General features: G+C 26.5%; 21 protein-coding genes and 1 tRNA gene. 4 read left to right on the forward strand and 18 right to left on the reverse strand.

Going from position 1 to position 24,166, the window contains the following annotated elements; translation table 11 throughout:
• Window positions 1-7: 7 nt before the first annotated feature.
• Genes GSH19_RS03115 through GSH19_RS03135 form a run of 5 tightly spaced genes read right to left on the reverse strand, consistent with a single transcriptional unit; the run spans window position 8 to window position 5,338 of the window.
• The gene (locus tag GSH19_RS03115) at window positions 8-718 is read right to left on the reverse strand and encodes a Bax inhibitor-1/YccA family protein (protein WP_237026456.1); all 711 of its coding nucleotides are present in this window, start codon (window positions 716-718) and stop codon (window positions 8-10) included.
• Window positions 719-730: 12 nt separating this feature from the next.
• Window positions 731-2,062, reverse strand: a complete 1,332-nt coding sequence (murC, locus tag GSH19_RS03120; protein WP_237026457.1) for a UDP-N-acetylmuramate--L-alanine ligase — start codon at window positions 2,060-2,062, stop codon at window positions 731-733.
• Window positions 2,063-2,085: 23 nt separating this feature from the next.
• Window positions 2,086-4,317: a DNA translocase FtsK gene (locus tag GSH19_RS03125; protein WP_237026458.1), complete on the reverse strand. Its 2,232-nt coding sequence runs from the start codon at window positions 4,315-4,317 to the stop codon at window positions 2,086-2,088.
• A gap of 46 nt (window positions 4,318-4,363) precedes the next feature.
• Window positions 4,364-4,999: a YtpR family tRNA-binding protein gene (ytpR, locus tag GSH19_RS03130; protein WP_237026459.1), complete on the reverse strand. Its 636-nt coding sequence runs from the start codon at window positions 4,997-4,999 to the stop codon at window positions 4,364-4,366.
• 18 nt (window positions 5,000-5,017) lie between these two features.
• Window positions 5,018-5,338 (reverse strand): thioredoxin family protein, encoded by a 321-nt coding sequence (locus GSH19_RS03135; protein ID WP_237026466.1) that lies wholly within the window; start codon window positions 5,336-5,338, stop codon window positions 5,018-5,020.
• Window positions 5,339-5,518: 180 nt separating this feature from the next.
• Between GSH19_RS03135 and GSH19_RS03140 the strand changes: the two genes are divergently transcribed.
• A complete protein-coding gene (locus GSH19_RS03140) occupies window positions 5,519-5,749 on the forward strand; it encodes a hypothetical protein (RefSeq protein ID WP_237026468.1) in 231 nt (76 codons plus the stop codon).
• On the opposite strand, the gene trmB is transcribed toward GSH19_RS03140, so the two are convergent.
• The 3 genes from trmB to GSH19_RS03155 all read right to left on the reverse strand — a co-directional run bounded on the left by trmB (window position 5,729) and on the right by GSH19_RS03155 (window position 8,382).
• Complete coding sequence (gene trmB / locus GSH19_RS03145; RefSeq protein WP_237026474.1) at window positions 5,729-6,370, reverse strand: tRNA (guanosine(46)-N7)-methyltransferase TrmB; 642 nt, start codon at window positions 6,368-6,370, stop codon at window positions 5,729-5,731. The genes GSH19_RS03140 and trmB overlap by 21 nt on opposite strands.
• A gap of 96 nt (window positions 6,371-6,466) precedes the next feature.
• On the reverse strand, window positions 6,467-7,654 hold the full coding sequence (locus tag GSH19_RS03150) for an ABC transporter permease (RefSeq protein ID WP_237026475.1): 1,188 nt from the start codon (window positions 7,652-7,654) through the stop codon (window positions 6,467-6,469).
• The gene (locus GSH19_RS03155) at window positions 7,651-8,382 is read right to left on the reverse strand and encodes an ABC transporter ATP-binding protein (protein ID WP_237026476.1); all 732 of its coding nucleotides are present in this window, start codon (window positions 8,380-8,382) and stop codon (window positions 7,651-7,653) included. Before GSH19_RS03155 ends, GSH19_RS03150 begins: the two co-directional genes overlap by 4 nt.
• Before the next feature lie 114 nt (window positions 8,383-8,496).
• On the opposite strand from GSH19_RS03155, the gene GSH19_RS03160 reads away from it, so the two are divergent.
• The 3 genes from GSH19_RS03160 to GSH19_RS03170 all read left to right on the forward strand — a co-directional run bounded on the left by GSH19_RS03160 (window position 8,497) and on the right by GSH19_RS03170 (window position 10,242).
• Window positions 8,497-8,922: an HIT family protein gene (locus tag GSH19_RS03160; RefSeq protein WP_237026478.1), complete on the forward strand. Its 426-nt coding sequence runs from the start codon at window positions 8,497-8,499 to the stop codon at window positions 8,920-8,922.
• A 4-nt stretch (window positions 8,923-8,926) separates the two neighbouring features.
• On the forward strand, window positions 8,927-9,217 hold the full coding sequence (locus GSH19_RS03165) for a hypothetical protein (protein ID WP_237026483.1): 291 nt from the start codon (window positions 8,927-8,929) through the stop codon (window positions 9,215-9,217).
• A 158-nt stretch (window positions 9,218-9,375) separates the two neighbouring features.
• Window positions 9,376-10,242 (forward strand): peptidylprolyl isomerase, encoded by an 867-nt coding sequence (locus GSH19_RS03170; protein ID WP_237026486.1) that lies wholly within the window; start codon window positions 9,376-9,378, stop codon window positions 10,240-10,242.
• A gap of 42 nt (window positions 10,243-10,284) precedes the next feature.
• Here GSH19_RS03170 and GSH19_RS03175 read toward each other — a convergent pair whose 3' ends face one another.
• From GSH19_RS03175 to asnB, 10 genes are all read right to left on the reverse strand, one after another.
• Window positions 10,285-12,744 (reverse strand): AAA family ATPase, encoded by a 2,460-nt coding sequence (locus tag GSH19_RS03175; RefSeq protein WP_237026490.1) that lies wholly within the window; start codon window positions 12,742-12,744, stop codon window positions 10,285-10,287.
• On the reverse strand, window positions 12,734-13,966 hold the full coding sequence (locus GSH19_RS03180) for a DNA repair exonuclease (RefSeq protein ID WP_237026497.1): 1,233 nt from the start codon (window positions 13,964-13,966) through the stop codon (window positions 12,734-12,736). Before GSH19_RS03180 ends, GSH19_RS03175 begins: the two co-directional genes overlap by 11 nt.
• A gap of 72 nt (window positions 13,967-14,038) precedes the next feature.
• The gene (locus tag GSH19_RS03185; RefSeq protein ID WP_237026502.1) at window positions 14,039-14,383 is read right to left on the reverse strand and encodes a YlbF family regulator; all 345 of its coding nucleotides are present in this window, start codon (window positions 14,381-14,383) and stop codon (window positions 14,039-14,041) included.
• Between the two features lie 75 nt (window positions 14,384-14,458).
• Window positions 14,459-16,564, reverse strand: coding sequence for a transglycosylase domain-containing protein (locus tag GSH19_RS03190; protein WP_237026507.1), 2,106 nt, complete (start codon window positions 16,562-16,564; stop codon window positions 14,459-14,461).
• Between the two features lie 123 nt (window positions 16,565-16,687).
• Window positions 16,688-18,379 carry an arginine--tRNA ligase gene (gene argS / locus GSH19_RS03195; RefSeq protein ID WP_237026516.1) on the reverse strand — a complete coding sequence of 564 codons (1,692 nt, stop codon included), beginning with the start codon at window positions 18,377-18,379 and terminating at the stop codon, window positions 16,688-16,690.
• 227 nt (window positions 18,380-18,606) lie between these two features.
• Window positions 18,607-18,677 (reverse strand) — tRNA-Gly (locus tag GSH19_RS03200).
• 49 nt (window positions 18,678-18,726) lie between these two features.
• On the reverse strand, window positions 18,727-19,425 hold the full coding sequence (locus tag GSH19_RS03205; RefSeq protein ID WP_237026523.1) for an aspartate/glutamate racemase family protein: 699 nt from the start codon (window positions 19,423-19,425) through the stop codon (window positions 18,727-18,729).
• A 5-nt stretch (window positions 19,426-19,430) separates the two neighbouring features.
• A complete protein-coding gene (locus GSH19_RS03210) occupies window positions 19,431-20,684 on the reverse strand; it encodes a carboxylate--amine ligase (protein ID WP_237026533.1) in 1,254 nt (417 codons plus the stop codon).
• Window positions 20,674-22,200: a UDP-N-acetylmuramoyl-L-alanyl-D-glutamate--2,6-diaminopimelate ligase gene (locus tag GSH19_RS03215; RefSeq protein WP_237026540.1), complete on the reverse strand. Its 1,527-nt coding sequence runs from the start codon at window positions 22,198-22,200 to the stop codon at window positions 20,674-20,676. The genes GSH19_RS03210 and GSH19_RS03215 overlap by 11 nt, the downstream gene beginning before the upstream one ends.
• Before the next feature lie 20 nt (window positions 22,201-22,220).
• The gene (asnB, locus tag GSH19_RS03220; protein WP_237026546.1) at window positions 22,221-24,101 is read right to left on the reverse strand and encodes an asparagine synthase (glutamine-hydrolyzing); all 1,881 of its coding nucleotides are present in this window, start codon (window positions 24,099-24,101) and stop codon (window positions 22,221-22,223) included.
• Window positions 24,102-24,166 lie beyond the last annotated feature (65 nt).

Raw genomic sequence — 24,166 nt, forward strand, 5'->3', positions numbered from 1 at the left:
ATTTTATTTAGTTATCGTCGCCACCAAAAATTCCAAGAATTTGTAATAAATTAATAAATAAATTCAAGAAGTCCATGTATAAATCCATTGCACCAATTACAGCTAAACTTGATGCAGATACACCTATTTCATCTGAATTATTATACATACTTTTTAATTTCTGTGTATCATACGCTGTTAATAAAGTAAAAATAATTACTGTAATAATTGAAATTACTAAAACAATCATTGAACTTCTCAAGAATAAATTAACAACGGAAGCAACAATTACTCCAATTAAGGCAGCATAAACTTGAGTACCAACACTCGTTAAATCACGTTTAGTTAATAAACCAAATAAACTCATTGATCCGAAAATACTTGCACTACCAATAAATGCTGATGCAATATTTCCAATACTATAAACCAAGAAAATTGAGCCTAATGAAAATCCCATAAATGCTGCAAATCCCATTAATAAAACAAAACCTAAGACTGGATTTTTAATTGCTGCATGATTAATTGCAAAACTAAATCCAATTAAAACTACGAACATTAAAATACTTTTAAAAGAACTTCCATAAACATTAGCTAATTGATTAGACCAAACTGTTGCAGTTAGAAATGCAAAGATTCCAGATACTAAAACTGCTAATCCCATCCAAGCATATGTCTTTGCAAAAAATTTATTAATTCCTTCTTTGTTACCAACAATTCTTCTTTCATTATAATTTTCCATTTTTATAACTCCTTAATTAATCTTTTTACTTAAGTGGGTTAATAAATCTTGATATGCATGCTCATAAGATTGAATATCTCCAGCACCCATAAAGATTACTACTGCATCATGATAATCTAATAATGGTGACATATCTTCTCTTTCAATTAATCCACCATCTTTTTTAATTTTATCAACTAAATCTTGGCTTGAAATCTTACCAGATTTTTCTCTAGGAGAACCATATATTTTTGTTATATAAACTTTGTCTGCATTAACTAATGTTTTAGCGAAATCATCTAAATAAGCAATTGTTCGACTAAAAGTATGTGGTTGAAAAACAACAATAATTTCTTTATTTGGATATTCTTGACGTGCAGCATCTAAAGTAGCTTTTATTTCTGATGGATGATGTGCATAATCATCAATAATAGTCATATCATTGATTTTAATTTGAGAGAATCTTCTTTTAACTCCTTTAAAAGTTAAAAGTTGATTTCTTATTTCATCTAAATCCATTTCCTCAAAATAAGAAACTGCAATTACCGCAAGTGAATTTAAAATATTATGTTCTCCATACAATGGAATTTTGAATTCACCTAAGTTTGTTCCTTTATATAAAACTTCAAATTGAGACCCAGAAGTTGTTCTTTTTATATTAATTGCTTGAATATCATCATTATCATTAGTTCCATAATAATAAATTGGTGCTTTTGCAGTTAATTTTCGTAAATTTTCATCATCACCCCAAGCAAAAATAGCCTTTTTGACTTGATTTGCATAGGTCTGGAATGCATCAGAAACATCTTCTATACCAGTATAGTAATCAGGATGATCAAAGTCTATATTGGTCATAATTGCATAATCAGGATATGTTTTTAAAAAATGACGACGATATTCATCAGCTTCATATACAAAAAATCTAGCATCGGGTGTTCCTTTTCCTGTTCCATCTCCAATTAAATAATCTGTTGGTGCGATACCTTTTAAAACATGAGAAAGTAATCCTGTAGTACTAGTTTTACCATGTGCTCCTGCAACCCCAATACTGGTTGAGCCAGAAATTAAATCTCCTAAAAATTCATGATATCTTTGCATAGGTATTTTTTCATCTATTGCTTTTTTTATCTCTGGTTGACTATCTGGAAAAGCATTACCAGCAATAACTGTCATTCCTGGCTTTATGTTGTCTGGATTAAATGGAAAAATTTCGATTCCTGCTTTTTCTAAGCCTCTTTGAGTAAATGTATATTTATCAATATCAGATCCCATAACATTAAGACCTCTATCATGTAAAATCAATGCCAAAGCACTCATTCCACTTCCTTTAATACCAACAAAAAAATAAGTTGTATCTTTATCCATCATAACCACTCCATTCAAATTTATTAAATATTTAGTTTCTGATAATCTTCTTTAGTTAAATAAACATCTCTTGGTTTAGATCCATGCTGTCCTGAAATATAATTACTAGTTTCAAGATCATCAATTAATGTTGCCGCTCGATTATAACCAATTGAAAATACTCTTTGTAATTTTGAAGTTGAAATATTATCTTGATCTGATATATATTCTAATACTTCTTTCCATATTTCATCATGCTTTTTAGCTTGATCAACATTTTTTAACAATGATTTAGGATGAAAAGCATAATTTGGTTTACCTTGTTTTCTAACCTCATTTGTAACTGCCTCAACTTCATCATTTGTTACAAATGCTCCTTGTAATCTAATTGGTTTTGAAGATCCATTACCTAAGAAAAGCATATCTCCTTTACCTAGTAATCTTTCAGCTCCGCCACTATCAATAATAGTTCTAGAGTCAACCTGACTAGATACCATAAATGCTGTTCTAGTAGGAATATTATTTTTAATAGTTCCGGTAACTACATCAACACTTGGTCTTTGTGTAGCAATAATTAAATGAATTCCAGCTGCTCTAGCTTTTTGAGTAATTCTAACAATATAATCTTGAACTTCGTTAGAAGATACCATCATTAAGTCAGCTAATTCATCAATTATAACAACTATATAAGGCATTTTATATAATTTGTCATTAGACTTTTCTACATTCTCATTGAATTGCTCAATATTCCTAACTCCAGCTGCTGATAACTTTTCATATCTTTCATCCATTTCATTTGTAACCCATTTAAGTGCAGCTGAAGCTTCTTTTGGATCAGAAACTACAGGTGTAATTAAATGTGGTAATTCATTATATGGAGCTAATTCCACAGCTTTAGGATCAATTAAAATCAATTTCAATTCATCTGGTGATGCTTTATATAATAAAGATAATAATAAACTATTAATAAAGACACTCTTACCTGAACCTGTAGCACCGGCAATTAATCCATGAGGCATTTTTTGAATATTTCCGACAACCGGTTCACCTTCAATGCTAACCCCTAATGCAATATCTAAAATTGAATTAGACTCTCTAAATTTCCTACTATTCAAAATTTCAGATAACATTACCGGTCTAGGATTTGGATTAGGAATTTCAATTCCAACTGTAGATTTACCTGGAATAGGAGCTTCAATTCTAATATCCTTTGCCGCTAGTGCAAGTTTCAAATCATCAACTAAATTAGTTATTTTGCTTACCTTTACACCAAGAGCCAATTTAATTTGAAATTGAGTAACAGTTGGACCATTCGTCCAATCAACAACATTAGCATCAACATTAAATGCTTTCAAAGTATCGTCTAAAGCAATTGACTGGTTTTGAATCCATTCATCCATATCTTCACTATCTTGAGTAACAGGTTCCTTTAATAAATTCCAAGAAGGTTTTGTATAATCCTTAATAATATTGTTGTCATTATTAGAAATAAAATTATTATCATCAGAAATTGGATTTGATACTTGTTCAACTTCTTCCAGATTATTAATTTGAGAATTATTTGAATCAATCACTTTTTTATCTGGATTATTTATAACTTCATCATTATCATGCTTTTCTTCAATAACATGATTATTAAATAATTGGGCTCGATCTGACAAACTATTTTCTTGTTGCATTATCTCAGATAAGGAATGCCCCAATCCCCCGCCAAGAATGGGTTTTTTATCAATTTTTTCAGAGTTATCCACAACGTTTTCATAATCGTTTTCATAACTTTTTGTAAGTAAATCATCTTTCTTTTCTTCAATAATATCTTCTTTTTGTTCATCGAAATAATTATTGATTTGCTCATCATCATTTATTGAAACTTCATCTTCATCAGATATATTTTCAGATTGATTTACTGGTATTTCATCAATTTCACTTACAGTATCAATATTAATTAACTCATCATCAGATAACGAAAGTTTTTGAATAATATCTAAATATGCTTCACTTAATTTATTATTTAATTTATATGTTTTATTAGAACTACCCTTTATACTTGGCTTGAATTCTTTAGTTCTTGTTAACCATGAAGAATCATCATTCATTTCATGACTATCATCAAATGATTCTTTTTTTTGAATAAAATTATTCTTATTAGAATCGATAACTTTACCGGTATCATCAGACTCATGTATTAAATTTTCTTTTTCCTTATTTTTATCAGTAAATGGAATCTTTCCATTAAAATATTTTCGATAAAAAGCAGGACCATCATAATGACCCATATTAATCTCATCCTAACGTTTTTTATGTAAAAAAAGTGAATATTAATTATTCACTAAATAAATTTTGAGCTTTTTCAAAATCAAATTCTTGACCGATTTCATATTCATCTGGAAGTATTAAAGCACCCGGCTTGTTTGGCGCATTTGGAATTCTAAGTTCTCTTCCTGAAGCAATCATACCATCACTTTTTTCACCCTTTAATTCTCCAGGCCAAATAACTAAACCATCTGGCATCATTGCTCCTACTTTAGCAACAACAACTTTAATTTTTTCTTGCATATTTGGTGATCCACTAACAATTTGAAGTTTTTTATCATTATCAATAATAGTTTCTGTTATTTTTAAATGGTCTGATTTTGGATGTTCTTTAATTGAATTAACAAATCCAACAACAAATTCTGATTCATTACTAATTTCAAATTGATAATCAAAACCAGACTTCAATAAATCAGAATTAAGTGTTTTAATCATATCTTCGCTTAAATCAATTTTTCCATTCATTTCAGCAATTTCTGGAATTAATTTAGATGCGTTAAATAAATTAAATCCAACGACTTCATCATTATCTTTAATTTCAACCCAATTATTTTTCATTTCAATATTTTGATTCTTACTACCTTGACCTGTAATCAAAATCAAAACATCTCCTATTTGATTAGGATTATAACTTGCAATTAACATTGGTATCCTCACTTTTAATTAATTTAAAGAATTAATAAAGTCTTCAACTTCTTTTCTAGTTTTACGATCTTTATTAACTAAACGCCCAATTTCTTTACCATTATCATAAGCAACAAAACTTGGAATTCCCATAATGTTCAAATCTCTTGCTAAATCAATATTTTCATCTCGATCAACAGCTAAGAACTTATAATCAGGATATTCATCAACTATTGCAGGCATTTCAGGTTTAATAAAGGCACAATCTGGACACCATGTTGCTGAGAAAAATAAAATATATTTTCCATCACTAACCTTTTGATTCAATTCTTCTAAACTTACTTTAGGTAATTCTTCCATTTTAAAAGTCCCCCTTTATTTATGTTAATATTAATTATAACGCAATTTTTTCAATGATTGTTGTATAATATTCAAAGTTAAAAAAAACTTATATCAAAAGGATTTGATAATATCAAAACGAAAAATAAATTATTATTGTATACTGCATTTTCAATTGGCAGCATCTATTTTTATAAAATCTTGAAATTAAAAAATAAACAATTTTTAAATAATAAAATACATAAAAACATTCAAAAATTATTTCTTGATAAATTTTCTAACCAAGAAATTTATGGTTTTTGGATTAACTATGAATCAATTAATCAAAATCAATATAACTGTGGAATTAATATCAAAAAAGACAATACCTTTGAATCTTATAATTTTTTATATGATAAAAAGAAAAATAAATTATTTATTAACCAATGCTAATATCTTATAAATTGGTCCCTTACTTTTGAACTTAGCTTCATATTCAGTTTCAACATTATCAACTAACTCTTCACTATCATGTAAATTAAGATTTACATGATCAAAAGTCATCCCAAAATTATTTAAACTCATTAATGAGTATTCAAAAAGACCCCTATTATCTGTTTTAAATTCAATTTCAGACTTATCATTTAAAATATTATAATAAGTTTTTAAGAATTCTGGTGAAGTTAGTCTACGCTTGATATGACGTGTTTTTGGCCATGGATCAGAAAAGTTTAAATAAATTTTTTGAATTTCTCCCAGACTAAAGAAATTATCAACTGATTTACCATCTGTATTAATTAGCTGTACATTTTCTAATTCTTCTGCCACAACTTTTTGCAATGTCATAGCAATAACATTTTTTTGAATTTCAATCCCAATATAATTAATATTGGGATTTTTTTTTGCCATTCCTACTATAAATTGACCTTTACCAGAACCAATTTCAATGTGAATTGGATTATCATTATTAAATCTAGTTGACCATTTACCTAAATAATCTTCAGGGTTACTAATAATATATTCAGAATGTTCATTTATAAAATCATCAGCCCATGGTTTATTTCTAACTCGCATATTTTCCTCCTAAAAAAAAATCAAAACAATTTGTTTTGATTTAAAATGTTCTACAAATTATTATATATGATTGATTAACAATAAGAAAACTTTATTTTAATTGTTTAACTTTTTTGATAAATATAATTCATTAAATAATAATACTTCAATAATCATTAAAACAAATGCTACCGAGGCAATTCCAATATTAAAGAATGCTGTTGCAATTGTAAACAAAACTACTACGACTAAAAGAAGTACATATAATAATTTTTTAAAAGATTTTATTTTATTTTTTAATTTTAAAGGATAAATGTGAGTAAAAACATTATCATCAAAGAAATAATAAAATGGCACTAATTGAAAAGCTAGTAAATAAATAAAAAGAATAGATAATCCAATATTTAAATAAGTATTATTTACAAAAAATAGTAAAACTGTACCTAAGATAGTTAATCTTAAAAATAACCCACTATATTCTTTATTTCTAATAATTCCCTTTAAGTAAAGATATAAGTTAGCATCTTTTATATCAAATAAATTGAAAACAAAATCAAGATATTTTCTTCTAGCTACCTTACCTTTTAAAAATGGCACTTCTGTAAATAAATTAAAGAATTGATAAATTCTTCTCATTCGATGTGACTCATTACTAATTGCAAGATTCCATTCAAATCTATTATTTTGATTTTTCAATAAATTAAATAATACATAAAATAATAAACCAATAGCTAATATAATACCTAAAATTGGATTAATTATTGCAAATAAAATTAAAATAAGTAAATTAATAATATTAATAGTCATTGAATACAAATTATTTCGTTCAGAAAATAATTGATTCATTTCAAACAATAAATTAATCATCTTTAAAATTAACAATATTAGAATATAAAATATAAAATCTAATAGATTCGTTTGATAAACAATTTTTATCATTGGAAAAGTAACCAAAAAGATTAACATTTGAAAAAAAGCTGAAACTATAAAACTATCTACAAAAGTATATTTTAAATACTTATGAATTTTAAATTCAATTGGTAATAAAAAAACCTTATCAGCTTCTTTTAAAAAAGTTGCAAAACTCCCTATTTTAGTCGATAAAAACAAAATAAGAATAACTAAACATTTTATAAATAAGTTATTTGGATTTAATTGATTCAAAAAATTTGAATAAGCTAATGATAATCCACCTAGCATAAACATAACTGCAATTAAAAAGAAATCATTAAATACATATTTAAAATACTTAAATAGCATTTTATAATGTTGTCCCAATCTTTCTTTAAATAAATTTTTTATCATTTTTCATCCCTCGCTAATGCAAGATAAATATCATTTAAATCATCACCAAGATCTTTATAAAAGTCTTTAATTTCATCAATTGTTCCTTGAATTTGAATTTCACCTTTACTTAACAATATGAACTTATCACAATGCTTTTCTGCAGTATCTAAAACATGAGTCGACATTAAGATACTCTTACCTTCTTTTTTCTTTTCATCAATTAATTCCAATAAATCATTAACTGCTAACGGATCTAACCCTAAAAATGGTTCATCAATAATAAATAACGATGCATCTGTCATAAATGCGCACACAATCATTACCTTTTGTTTCATTCCCTTAGAAAAATTAGAAGGAAACCAATCTAATTTATTATCTAGGCGAAACAACTTTAATAAAGAATCTACTTTTTCATCAACATCTTTACCATTTAATTGGTAAACCTTTTTTGTTAACTCTATATGTTCTCTTAATGTTAATTCTTCATATAAAACTGGTAATTCAGGAATATATGCAATTTGTTGCTTATATTTTTCCATATTATCTTCTAGTTTTGTACCATTTAACTCTATTTCACCAGAAAATGGTTTCATCAAACCGATAATATGGTTAATCGTTGTAGATTTACCCGATCCATTTAACCCAATTAATGAAACCAATTCTCCGTCATTAATATTAAATGTTTCTTTTTTTATAACAGGTACTGATGAATACCCACCAGTTAAATTATTTACTTTTAAAGTCATTATTAATCACACACATTTCTCTTTTTTTAAATTCTTATTATATAATAGCATTCATAAATTGAATAATCCAAAACAATGATAGTATAATCATATTCATAGATGGGAGGAATTCTAATGAATGATAATTGTATATTTTGCAAAATAATAAACGGTGAAATTCCAAGTTATAAGGTTTATGAAGATGAAAAAGTATTAGCTTTTCTTGATATCTCACAAACAACCCCAGGACATACACTGGTTGTTCCAAAAAAACATATAAAAAATATTTTTTCTGCTACTGATTCTGATGCAGCAGATATTTTTTCCAGAATTCCAAAAATTGCAAAAGCAATAAAAAATTCTAATTCAGATATTCAAGGAATGAATATTCTAAACAACAATGAAGAAATTGCATATCAATCAGTTTTTCATATGCATATTCATTTAGTTCCAAGATATACTAATAAAGATAAATTTAAAATTGAATTTTCTGATAACTCAAAACAATTTGATGAAGAAAAATTAGCATCCTTAGCAGAATCAATTAGAAAGGAACTTTAATAATATGAAAAAAAGTATTTTTTTAGCTGCTAGTATCATCTCAAGTATTGCATTAATTAAAACATTATCTAATAAAAAATCTAAAAATATAAATAAAAATCATGGTACTTTCATTTACAAAATAAAAGATATTAATAATCAAAAAAAGAATTTCACTTTAAAATTAAACAATTTTAAAAACGAATTACCAAAAGTAAATGATGCAATAAATGATATAAATCAGAATGTTAAAATATCTACATTTAAGATAAGTCCAAGACTAAAAAGAATTCAAAATAGACTTGAAAACTTATAAATTTTATTAATTTAGTGAAGATTTTATTAAATAAACTATGTTTAACTATATAATCGGTTTTGATTAATTTTTTTTATGTTATAGTAATCTTTGTAAGGCTAATAATTTTTGGATTACATAAATTCAATTAAATATAAAGATAGGATGTGTAAATTTTTATGAGTAAGAAATGGTTAGTCGGTATTGCCGGCTTAATGCTTTCCGTAACTTTAGTTGCTTGTGGTGGTAAATCAGTTGCAACTACAAATGGTGGAAAAATAACTCAAGATGAGTATTACAGTAGTATGAAAGAAACTAGTCAAGGTAAACAAACATTGCAACAAATGATCTTGAACAAAGTTCTTGAAAAACAATATGGTGATAAAGTTGAAAGTTCAGAAGTTAACGCTCAATTGAACAAATACAAATCACAATATGGTTCACAATTTAAGACAGTTCTTCAATCACAAGGTATGACTGAAAAATCTCTTAAAGAACAATTAAGATCTAACTTATTATTAAAACAAGCTGTAATTGCAAATACTGACTTTTCTGATAAAGAATTGAAAAAACAATTTAAAGACTATCAACCAAAAGTTACTGTTAACCAAATTACAACTTCAAGCAAAGACAAAGCTGAAAAAGTTATCAAAGAATTAGATAACGGTAAGAAATTTACTGATTTAGCTAAGAAATATTCAACTGATTCATCTACTAAGAACAAAGGTGGACGTATTGACAAATTTGATAATACTAATTCATCATTAGATAGCAAATTTAAATCTGCTGCCTTTAAACTTAAGAACGGTGAATACACCAAGAAACCTGTTAAGACTCAATCTGGTTACCAAGTAATTCAAATGGTAAACCATCCTGATAAAGGAAACTACAAACAACACACTAATGAACTTAAAGAACAAATGGCTGATTCAAAAATGAATGATAGCAGTTCTCTACAAAAAGTAGTTAAAAAAGTTCTTAAAAAAGGTGACGTTGACATCCAAGATAATGATCTAAAGAATGTTTTAGCTGATTACCTTAAATAATAAATAAAAAAGACTGACAAATGTCAGTCTTTTTTATTTGCATTAGTCTAACTTTAAAATGTGATAATCATTATATTTTAAGACTTGGTCATTAGCTGTAAAGTATAAAACTTGAGTACTTTCACTAATTTCTTTTAAAACTTTAAATGCATTTTTGGTTCTAAGACTATCAAAGTCAACAAACCCATCATCAATAATTAAAGGCATTGGATAATCATCACTAAAAGCAAGTGTTAAAGAAAAAACTAACGATAAATATAACTGTATCATTGTTCCCTTAGATAATTCTTGAACATCAAAGGTATTCTTATCACTATCTACCACTTTTAATTTAGTTTTTTGATAAGTTATTTTAACATACTTATGATTTGTTAAATATGAAAAATATTTTTCAGCATTTGCTTGTACCATTGGTATTCTACCCTTAGTAGCATTAAATAAAGCTTTATTAATCCAATCACTACTTAATTTATAAACCAACCATTTCTTGATTGTTTCTTTTATTTCATCTTCTTGGTTAACTATTTTTTGTTTAATTTCACTATATAATCCATTTTTAACAATATTAGAAATGGTTGCATTATCATTAGCATATTTAGAATTTAAAGTACTTATTTCATTTTCCAAATCATTTAGATTTGAATTCTTTTGATTAATATTTTCTTTTAATTTGTCTTTTGATTCATAATTAGAAAATCGATTGATTTGATCTGGATTGAATAATTTTTGCAATTCAGATTTTTTCTGTAATTTATCCTTAATATTCTCCTGCTCATGATATCTTTTGATAAATTCATCAAAAGATTTAATTTCTCTAACATCATAAAATTGATTAATTTTTTGAATAATATTTTTTTGGTCAATATATAATGTATTTAACATTTCATTATAATTATCTAACTTTACTTTTTTATTAGTAATACTCTTATCAATATCTTTCATAGAATCAATAAAGCTTTTAATATTAGTTAAATTGTGACTAACATCTGAATTAAAATCAATATAATCCTTAGCAAAATTCCATTGATTTACATACATATTAATTTCATCTAATGTATTTTTTATTTGATCATTATTTTTTTGTTCCTGTAATTTTAAATCATTTAATTGATTTAATTTATTCTGAAGTTCAACCCATCGATAAATTGAAAAATCAGACATATTATATTCAAGTCCTATTTTATTCAATTCTTGTTTACTATTATTTTTAGAATTAAAAAAGAAATATCCACTTATACCACAGACAATCAATGTAATTACACTTAAAAAATTAAAAACATTTGAAAAAATCATAAATCCACTGATAAAAATAAAAATTGAAATAATGAATAAAGAAACCGGAAAAATATTCTTTTTATTTTTTCCTTCATCATCAACCTCTTTTAATAAATTAATTAAATAATCTAAATTTTCATTATTCATTAATTTAATATCACTATTTTCAACTTCATTTAAATCATCTATTTTTTCTTGGATTTGTTTTTGTTTATCATAGTCATTTTTTATTTGATTATTTTTATAATTTATTTCATTATTCTGATTACTTAATGATTCAATTTTATTATCATTCTCAGCATAAAATGATAATAATTCATTACTATTATTTTCATTTTTTAATTCAATGATTTGATCATTAAGGTCTTTAATCTGATTATCAATTTGTCTCTTTTGTTCAACAAGTTTAGTTATTGAATCATAATCATTGGAATTAAAATTATCTTTCAATTCCAATTTTTGTTGATTTAAATCCATTAACTTTTGATAATTTTCCCACTGATTTACATCATTATTCATTGGTAATAAATCATTTTTTATCTTTTTAATTTGATTTTGAAGTTCATCAATTTTCTTTTTATACTCCCTAACGTTATCTTTTAAGTCAAGATACTCAGAGTAATCTTTTTCAGTTTCTTTTAACTTAAGTTTTAATTGATCTAATTCGTTAAATAAAGGATGTAATTCATCTTTTTTACCAGTTGGTTTATAAATATCTTTTGCAGTACTTTCAAATTGATCATTTAATTTTAACCAATCATTAATACCTACAACTCCAATTTTTTGAATTCTTTGTATAAGTTCTCTTTCACTCATCTTTTTGATTTCATTTAAATTTAGATCACCAAAATAAAACAAACTATCAAAATTTTGTCTATTTATTGGACCTAATATTTGTTTCAAAAAATCTTCGTCTAATTCTTCTGATGATTCAGATTTAATAATTTTAACATTACCACCATTTGATCCATATATTCGTTCGATTATGTAATCTTCATCATTAAAACTAACTAATAATTGACCTCCATATCGATCTCCACTTTTAGGCTGATAATGTCCGTCATTACTTCGATTATCTAAAAAACCAAATAAAATACTTTTAATGAAACTAATAATTGTTGATTTACCTGATTCATTTAATCCATAAATAATTTGCAATTGATTAAAATCATATTTTTTATTAACTAACTTGCCATAACCAAAAATATTAAGTTGATTAATTTTCATCAGAATCTTTACCTTTCTTTGTATAATTAGAAACTAATCCTTCACCTTCATTTTTAATTTCTTCAATTGTTTCTGGATTATTTAAATAGTCATAAATAAATTGATTATAAATTAACTTATTAGTTAAATTTTTAACATTATCAAATGTAAATATTTCATCCTTAGTTTCTTGCCAAAATTCATCATCTAAATCATTTATTTCTAATTTATCTTCCATCACAAAATTTAAAGAATAAATCCAAAAATTTAATTGTTCATAATTGTCTTGTAATTTACTTTGTAGCATAGCTAATAATGTGCCATCAATCCAACTCTCACTTAATTCACTTAAATATTCATTCATTCCTACTACTTTTAAATCAATTAAATTCATTTGTTTAAAGTCATTACTTCTCATTTCTTTTAATACAAATTCAATAAAATCATTAATTTCATATTTATCATTAACATTTAAACTAGCTTTATTCCATAAAATTGGTGCAGTATTAAAAAATTTACTATTTAATGAATCTTTATCATTATTAATTAGTAAGTATCCCTTTTCTCCAGATTCATTTTTATGTCTTCCTTGAATATTACCTGGATAATTAATTAAGGGTTTTGTTGATAATGTTTCTCTTTTATGAATATGTCCTAATGCCCAATAATCGTAATTTTTTTCTTTCATTTCATAAATAGAAAAAGGAGCATAGTTACCTTTACCTGATTCTTCAATTGATCCATGCACCATTCCTATATGAAATCCATCTCGAGATTCGTTAATTGGAAAATCTTTTACTAAATCATCATTAATCCATCTATTTGTATAACTAAAACTAGTTACGTAAACTTTTTCATTTGTTTTTAATGTAATTTCTTTAGTTGATATTTCATCATCAAAGTAAATAACGTTATCTGGAAAACCATAATCTTTTATATCACCAGTTTGATAATCATGATTTCCAAAATTAATAAAAACATAAATATCATGCTTTTTTAACTCATTCATTTTATTAATTAAAAAATCAATAACTTTAGGCGTTTGGTTTTCACTATCAAATAAATCCCCTGCTATTAATAAAAAATCCACTTCCATTTGAATTGCATCATTTACAATTCTAGTAAAAGAATCAAAAGGAGCCTTATAAATTAATTGCCATAGACTATTTGGTGTTAATTGATTATTTTTTAATCCTTCAAAAGGACTATCTAAATGCAAATCTGCTGTATGAATAAATTTCATTTTTATCCTTCTTTCTACGAAAAAAACGCTGGAAACTACGAACAGTTACCAACGTTTTTATAAAATTTGTAATTAGCTATTATACAAATCTCTTAGAGGTTGTGTAATTAACATATTAGCATCATCAATCATTTGACCCATAGCTTTTTCTGATTCCATTAAATTCTTAATAGTATCAAAACTATTCATTTTAGTAGCTAACTCTTGAGCACCCTTCATATCTTCTTCAGAAACTTGTTGTCCTGACATTTGTTTTTGTCTTAATTCATCTTGATTTTGTTGAAAACTTCTAAAAACTTCATATGCATCATTATCTTCGTGTAATGCATTGTATTTTTCAGATAAATCTTTAAATGCATCAGTATCCTTAATTACATCTTGTAAATTTTGAGCAGCTTCATTAACTTTTTCAGTCATAAAAGACTACCTCCTTAGATAATTTTATTAACATTAACATTCTATCATAATGAATTTTTATTGTCTTTAAAATATTTATTTTAAAAATTTGCCCAGATATTTGCTTGCCTTATTACCAATATCACTAGCACCTTTTTCAAAATTATCTTTAAATTCATTAGTTTTCTTTGAAAAATTACTAAACCAAGAATTTCCTTTTTGATTACTGCTATTTCCTTTATTCTTATCATCAATAATACTTTGCGAATTCTTAGTGTTGAAATTAGAATTCTTAGTATAAGGTAAAATTTGTTCCATTTGATTTTTGAATAATGGTCCTAAACCAGTACCAGAAAGATTTTCTAAATGATGATTAGATTTTGAATTATCGAATCCTTCCCAGGTTGCAACAACAACATCTGGTGTGTATCCTACCATCCATTTATCTTTAGTTGCATCATTATCAGAACTACTATCAGCTTCTGTACTACCAGTTTTACCAGCAATTGAATATCCATATGGTTTAGCAGATGCTCCAGTACCATTATCAAACACTTCTAGCATCATACTTGTCATCTGTTTTGCCACACTTGATGACATTATCTTCTTTTTATTTTGCTTATTATCAGTATCAACAATTGTCTTACCAGAGGAGTCTACAATTTTTCTAATATAGAAAGGCTTAGAATAATATCCGTTATTAGCAAAAGCTCCATAAGCTGCTGCTATTTGTTGAGGAGAAGCTCCACCAGATAATCCACCTAATGCTAATGATAAGTTTTTATCTTTTGAAGTTACAGGAATTCCAAACTTTTTAACGGATTGATATCCTTGTTCAATTCCAATTTTATTTAATAACCAAACAGCTGGAACATTCATACTTTGTGCCAATGCTTGATACATTGGAACTTGATTTGAATAAACATTATTATAATTTTTAGGTGTGTAATTATTAGTTCCATACGATTTTTTTGTATTCGATAACTTAGAATCAAAGAAGTATCCATTTTCTAATGCAGGAGTATAAACAGCTAAAGGCTTCATCGTTGAACCAGGTTGTCTTTTAATTTGCGTAGCACGATTATATCCTCTAAAAACTGTATTACCTCTTCCACCAACAACTGCAGATACACCTCCATTTTTGGGATTCATTGCAATTGAAGCGGCTTGCACTTTAGTTCCATCACTAGCATTTTGAGGAAATAAACTTGAATTTTTAAAATTATTTTGAAAACTGCTTTGTTGATTTTGATCTAAGTTAGTATATATTTTATAACCATGATTCATAATTTCTGTTTCTGTTAATCCATACTTATCGATTGCTTCATCAATAACTGCGTCAAAATAATAAGGATAATGATATCCATCTTTATATTCAAATGTATCTCTAACATTTAAAGATCTATTTTTATATGCATCAGCTTGTTTTTGACTTATTTGTTTGTTATCCGCCATTGCTTGTAAAACAACATTTCTTCTGTTCTTAGAAGCTTTAGGATGATCAATTGGATTATTACTTGGTGAAGATAACATTCCTGCAATTACTGCAGATTCATCAACAGTTAATTGTTTTGCTGATTTACCAAAGTATTTTTTAGAAGCATCTTGTACTCCATAAACTCCATTACCAAAATATGCATTATTCATATACATCGTCAAAATTTGCTTTTTACTATAGATATTTTCAATTTGAATTGCTAAAAAAAGCTCTTTTAATTTTCTAGAAATAGTTTGCTCTTGGGATAAATAAGCATTTTTTGCTAATTGTTGAGAAAGTGTACTACCACCACTACTAATTCCATTTTGTCTCGTTATCTTGTTTTTTAAGAAAAGAAAAACGGCTCTTCCATATCCTTTAATTGAAAATCCATGCTCACGATAGAAATTCCTATCTTCTGTAGAAATAATTGCTTTTGGTAAATTGCGAGAAATTTTATCAAAAGAAACATAGGTACCTTTTTGTGCATATAAACTACCAGCCTTGTCATTATCTTTATCATAAACTACTGTTGTTTGTGATAAATTTGATTGTAATTCATCAACATTGGAAGTTTTTGCAAGAAAAGTTAAATAAATACATCCAATTAAAAAAACTGTAAGTAATGCAGCAATCATTAATCTTATAATTTGATACCTATGAATAAATTTGAAAAAATTTGTTTTAAAATTCTTAATTATCAATTTTATATTCTCTTTATTCATCAAATACTCTCCTTACTGATTAAAATAATTGTATCATAAAGATAACTATTACTTTTAATTTTAAGTTTTCTTTAATGATTAATTAAAATAAAAAAGCAAAATATCAAATGATATTTTGCACTTTTACATTTCATCAGGAGATTTAACTCCTAGAAGTCTTAATGATTCTTTTAAAATAATCGAAACAGATTTTACTAATGCTAATCTTGATTCTAATTCATCATTATCATCAAGAATTCTTTCATTTGCATAATATTTATTAAAAGCCTTTGCTAATCTCAATGAATACTTAGCAATTACTGAAGGTTCAAGATTTTCACTTGCTTCTTTTACAATATCTGGGAAACTTTGAATTAGTTTAATTGTTGCCCACGACTGCTTATTATCAAGAGATACATCAGAGAAATTATATTTATCAGCATGACCTTTTTTCAAAATACTTTCAGCTCTAACTCTAGCATATTGTACATAAGGACCTGTTTCTCCTTCAAATTTCAATTGATCTTCTAAAACGAAATCAATATTATTAATTCTTTCAGATTTCAAGTCACCAAAAATAATTGCTCCTACTCCAACTTCTTTTGCAACTTCATCTTTATTTGGTAATTCTGGATTCTTTTCATCAATTTGCTTTTTAGCTAAATCAATTGATTCATTTAAAACATCATTTAATAAAATTATTCTACCAGAACGAGTGGACAATTTTTTTCCATCAACAGTAATTAATCCAAAAGGTACGTGTTCAACCCCTTTAGCAGAATCAAGATTCATTTTTTCAAGAACTTTTTTTAATTGATTAAAATAATAAGTTTGTTCAGATCCTACAACATATAAGTTTTTAACTGGTTTATATGTTCGATCACGATATAATGCTGCTGCAATATCTCTTGTGATATATAAAGAAGCTCCATCACTTTTTAAAATCAAGGCTGGATTTAAGTCATATTCATCTAAATTAACTACTTGAGCTCCTCTAGATTCAACTAATAAATTATCATCCTTTAAGATATCAACAACTTCTTGAAGTTTATCATTATAAAAAGCTTCACCATTATAGGTATCAAAATCTACACCCAGTGTTTTATAAGTTTCATTAAAAGCTTCTAGAGAAACTTCTCTAAACCATTTCCATAATCTAACCGCTTCTTCATTACCATTTTCTAGTTTTTTAAACCAATCTCTTGCTTCATCATCAAGTTCTGGTTGCTCTTTATCAAGCTTATGAAATTTAACATAATATTCTACCAAATAATGAATTGGATCTCTTCTTACATCTTCTTCATTACCCCATTTTAAGTATGCAGTAATAAGTTTTCCAAATTGAGTTCCCCAATCACCTAAATGATTATCTTTAATTGGATTATATCCATTTTTTTCTAGAATTTTAGCAATTGAATTCCCAATAACTGTTGATCTTAAATGTCCCATTGACATTGGTTTAGCAATATTTGGAGAAGACATATCAATTGTTACATTGCCGTTTTCTCCATCACTATTATTACCATAATTATTTTCTTCTTTTAAAACATTAGTAATAACTTCAGAACTAAATGAATTCTTATCTAAAAAGAAATTAACGTATGGTCCAACAGCCTCAACTTTTTCAAATTTACTGGTATCAATTTTATTAATTAATTCTCCAGCAATTTCTTGTGGAGCTTTTTTAAGACTTTTTGATAGCATAAAAGCTGGAAAAGCTAGATCTCCCATATCAGAAGATTTTGGTCTTTCAATTTTTTTATAAATATCTTCTTCACTTAAAATATTATCAACTGCTTTAGCAACTTCTGTTGCAACTAATAATTTATAATTCATTATTTTATACATCTCCTTCAATAAAAAAAGTCTCATACAAATAAAATTTGTAAGAGACGAGTTAACCCGCGGTACCACTCTCGTTGAATAATTCCACTTTAATATATTTATTTATACCTAAAAAGCACGCTTTCAAAAAAATAAAAAATCCAGCTTCCACCATCCTGAAATCGCTTTATATTTATTTTAATTACTACTCTTTTATTATTAGTATTTTTAAGTAAATAAGCGGATGACGGGAATCGAACCCGCGACATAAGCTTGGGAAGCTTAGATTTTACCATTAAACTACATCCGCAATCTACTTAAAAAGTATATCACAAAAAATATTTAATGTCATAATAATTTTAACTACGGGCTTTTTGGATAGTTTTATTAACTAATTCCATTTGCGCATCAATTATTGGGTAATTATGATTGCCACATCTATCTTGTGCTAATGATAATTCTGTACATCCTAGTACAACAACATCACAGTTTAATTGATTAATCATTTCATCTAACATATGGTGAAATAATTTTTCATTAACTTCATTTTTTTCTTTAATATATTTATAAATTAAAGTCATAGTATCTTCAGCAATTTTTTTAGTTGGTTTCACTAACTCGTAACCAGCATCAATAATTTCCTTATCATAAACACCATCATGTAATGTGCCATCGGTTGCTAATAATCCAACTCTTTTTACATTAGAATAATTTGATTTAATAGAATTGATTGCAATCCTTGGCATATGCAAAATAGGAATACTGGTTAAACTTTGTAAGTCATCGAAAAAGTAGTGAGCTGTATTACAAGGTAAAGTAAAAAATTTAGGCTTTAATTTACTCTGTTGAATTATGTCTTCCTTCAAAGGTAAAAATGGATTAGGTTTTGTTGAATCAAGAATATAATCAGTTCTATCAGGTACACTAGCATGATTAACCAATATATAATCTAAATATTCTTGATCACTTTTAGCATTAGTATTTAAGTTTAAATAATGAATATAGCTCTCTGTTGCTTGTGTACCCATGCCACCAATAACTGTAAAGAAATCATTCATTTTAATCACCCTTTATTTTCATAAAAAAATTTTTTGAAATTTTTCTTATAGTTTAAATTCATCCATTTCATTAAAGCAAATCTTTTGAAATTTCTATCTTTATTAAACCAAAAAGTGTTACCATAGTTTCCATTCTTAATTAAATTCAATGCAAATTCTTTATCATCATTATCTTTTGCATATTCATTAAATATTTTAGGTGTTACACCGAGCCATAATTTATAATCTTTTTTATTTTGATTGGCATATACAACATCTTGATCTTTCAAAATATCCAAAACATAATCCTTTACAACCCAATCAGCTAAGTTATAACCATTTAGTGTAACAAAGAAACTACTTCTACCTTGTCTAAGATTGATTTCAAATAACTTATAAGTTTGATCTCGACTATCATACTTCATATCAAAATTTGCGTATCCTGTGAAATTAATACTTTCTAGAAAATCCTTAATTTGCTTGTAAGTATGTTCATCATAGTCAGGTAAAATTGCAACATAATTTCCGATTGCTGAAGGAGCTGGATCTTCTAATAAAGGATGACCTAAACACATCATTTTAACTTTGTGATTTTTATCAACATAAGCATTTAAAACTCTCATATTACTATCATCACCTGGAATAAAATCTTGAATAATTAAATCAGATTTATATCCATTTTGATAAACTTTTCTTACGATATCCTTATATTCATCTTCATTTTGAATTGTAAATGCTTTTTTTCGACCTTCAAAATGAATATCTAACCACTCAACACTATTGGTTGGTTTTAAAGCAATTGGATAAGCAAATGGTTGTTCTATATCATTATTTTCAAAATTATCTTTTGAAATGATTTTAGTTCCAGGATAAGGTAAATTATAACGATCACATAATTCGTAAAACTTTTCTTTACTATTTAAATTCTTAATTAAATCATAATCAACGTATGGACAGACAAACACATCTTCTAATTCTTTTTTGTGCTTAGAAATCAATTCAGCATATCCATCTCCACAACCAATTAAAATAACTGGTTCATCATGATTAGAATATTCTTTCTTTAGTTTCATCATTTCTTCAATCCACTTAGGATCTTCACTAAATCCAGAAATAGTTTCTAAATCAACTATTTTAGTATATCTTGTTGGAGCCAATTGAATTTCAGAATATGCTTTAACTTTCTTACCATATAAATCATAAAATGAACGCGCCATTCCATAAACATTAAAATCACTACCTAATAAAATCGGCGTGAAATCAGAAGAATTATTTGTCATTTTCAATTTCCTCCAAATATTTTTTTACTACTGAAGCATCAGTTTCATAAGGAATATCAACGCCATTTACTTTTTGATATGGGTCTCTTCCCTTACCTGCAACAACAGTTATATCATTACTTTTGGAATTTTTTATAGCCAGTTTAATTGCATCAATACGATTCATTTCATATTTAACTTTAACATTAGAATTACTTATATTTTGATATATTTCATCAGCAATTTTTTTAGGATCCTCAAATGAAGGATCATCTGTAGTTAAATACGCAATATCAACAACTTCACTTATTGCTTCACCAAATCCCTTTCTTCGGTCAATTCCTTTATTACCAGGGCTTCCAACAACTAAACTGACATCATTTGAATTTTTATTGTTTCTTTTTAAAAAATTAATTAGAGCAGTTACACTGGCATAATTATGTGCATAATCAACACAAATTATTCCATGATTTTTAGAACGATATATTTCCATTCTTCCAGGAATCTTTGTTGCTGAAATTCCTGCTTCAATATCATCTTTGTCAAGATTTAAAAGACCTGCACTAATAATTGAAGAAACAGCATTTGATTCATTAAAATCACCTGGAACACCGATTAAATAATTATTATCAATATTTAATTTATTTCCTTTTTCTGTTAATGATTTTAATTTAATTTTTTTACCTATATTATCAAAATCAATATCTAATACTACGTTATCATCAATTTTTGATCCATTTCTAGCATATAAAAAAACCTGATTACTTTGTGAAGTCGACAAAGACGTTTCATAAATTTCATTTAAATGAGCAGTTTCAGCATTTATTACACAGTAATTAGAATTTAACATTAACTGTTTTTTACAATATAAGTAATCTTCAAAAGTTGGATGTTCATTTTCACCTATATGATCTTCAGAAATATTTAAGAATACACCAATATCGTATTTCAAACCATACACACGATCTTTTTTAAACGCCTGTGATGAAACTTCCATAACTAAATATTTTATTCCATTATTAACTACCTTACTCATATTTTTAAATAAATCTAAAGATTCAGGTGTTGTTAGATTAGATTTAAAAGTTTCACCATCTCCACTACCTACGATTGTATCAATAGTTGAAAAAAGAGCCACCTGGTTATTAGTAGCTTTTTTAATTGCATCTCTCATAAAATAAGCTGAGGTTGTTTTACCCTTAGTTCCTGTAAAAGCAACAATTCTTAATTTATTTTGAGGAAAGTCAAAAAATGCAGAGGATATTAAAGCCATTGATTTTTGAATATCACTTACAATAATTTGATTTTCAATATTTTTAATTTTACTTTGTGTCATTACACAAGTTGAACCTTTTTTAATTGCATCATATACATAATTTAATTTGAAATTACCTTTACAAAAAAATAATGTATTACTTTTAATGTCATTTGAATTATAACTAATATATTCAAAATTCAAATCATTATTCCCAATAATATCAACTAGCAAATTATGTTCTTTTAATAAAGCTTTTATCTCTAAAATTTGAATTGCCAATTGCTATACCCCTTAAAAAACTATTTCACTGATAAATTAATTTCTTCTTTATAATTCATATTTGTATCTTCTGAGAAGAAAACTCCATACCAAAGAATAAATGTATAAATTGTAAAAATCTTTTGCATACTTGATTTTCCATTTGCATGTTGTTCAAGAATGTAATCTAATTCACTAACTTCAAAAAACTTATTTGCAATATCAGAATGAAATGCTTCTACAATTCTATCATGATATTTTGGAGTATTAATCCATTGAGCAATTGGAGATGGAAAACCTAGTTTTTCTTTATTTGCGACCTTATCTGGTAACTCTGAAAGTGCAGCCTTTCTAAGTGAAGCTTTAGTAACATCTTTATTAATTCGAACCTTAGTTGGCATTGTAGAAGCAAAATCAGCAACTTTCTTATCTACTAAAGGTGTTCTAACTTCTAATGAGTTTGCCATACTCATTCGATCTGCTTTATGCAAAATATCATATGGTAACCAAGTATTAATATCAAAATATTGCATTTGTGTTATTTCATCATGACCCTTTACTTCATCAAAAATATGCTTAGTATAATCTCCTGAATCACGATTAATACTTTTATCTTTTAATAATTTTTCTCGATCAAAATAGTTAAAGACATAGTTAACACGATAATATCTTTCGGAAAGTGGCATTGCACCTCTAATTAAAAATCTACGACCATGAAATCTTGGAAGTTTTTCAGCAATTTTAGCAATTCCTGAACGAATAAAACTAGGAACAAATTTTTGATATCTTTCGAATGGAAATGCTTCTAAGTAGGTATTATATCCACCGAAGAATTCATCAGCACCTTCTCCAGATAATGTTCCTTTGACGTTTTGACTTGTAGTTTTTGACAAATAATACAATTGAGGAGCTGATGGATTTGATAATGGCTCATCCATGTAATACATCATTGTTGGTAAGAAATCAAAATAATCATCACCATCAATATAAATTGGTGTATTTTTTTGTTTAATTTCTTTGGCAAATTCAGTTGACCAACTTAATTCACTAAATTTAGAGTCTTTAAATCCTAAAGAAAATGATTGAACAGGTTTTAATTTAGCTGCTTCATTTAATACGTAGCTTGAATCAATTCCACTAGATAAGAAACTTCCCAATTCAACATCTGCATTCATATGTGTTTCGACAGATTCATCAACTAATTTTTTAATAGCCTCAGCATTACCATCAATTGTTTGATTGTTATCGATATTATCATAATTGTATTGATAATATTTTTCATTTTTTACTTGTCCATCTTTATAAATAAAGTATTGTCCAGGTAAAACCTTATATACATTTTTAAACATTGTTTCACTTGAAGGTATAAATTCAAAACTTAAGTGAATTGGTAATAAATCTACATTAAATTCTTTTTTAAAGTTTGGATGATCTAAAAATGCTTTTATTTCAGATGCCCACATAAAAGCATCCCCATCATCATAATAATATAATGGTTTAATTCCAAAGTGATCTCTGGCACCAAAAACTTGTTTTTTGTTTTTGTCATAAATTACAAAAGAAAACATTCCTCTTAATTTATCTAAGATTCCAGGTCCCCATGCTTCGTATCCTCTAATTAAAACTTCTGAATCAACATCAGTTTCAAATTTGAACCCGAGTTCTTTAAGTTCATCTCTTATTTCTTCATAATTATAAATTTCACCATTAAAGGTTAATGCTTCAGTTTTATCATTTCCAAATAAAGGTTGACCTCCATGAGCCAAATCAATAAATGACAATCTTCTAAAACCCATTGAAACATTTTCATCTTGGAAATATCCATCATCGTCTGGTCCACGGTGTTTAATTCTATTCGCCATATCTTTAATTGTATCTTTTGATACATTTTCTTGATTTATATATCCTACAAAGCCACACATATTAATGTCTCCTTTAATTTAGCTTATATCTTAATTAATTTTAACAGAATAATTATTTAATAACC

The organism is Lactobacillus sp. S2-2 (assembly GCF_021698855.1).
Classification (GTDB): Bacteria; Bacillota; Bacilli; order Lactobacillales; family Lactobacillaceae; genus Fructilactobacillus.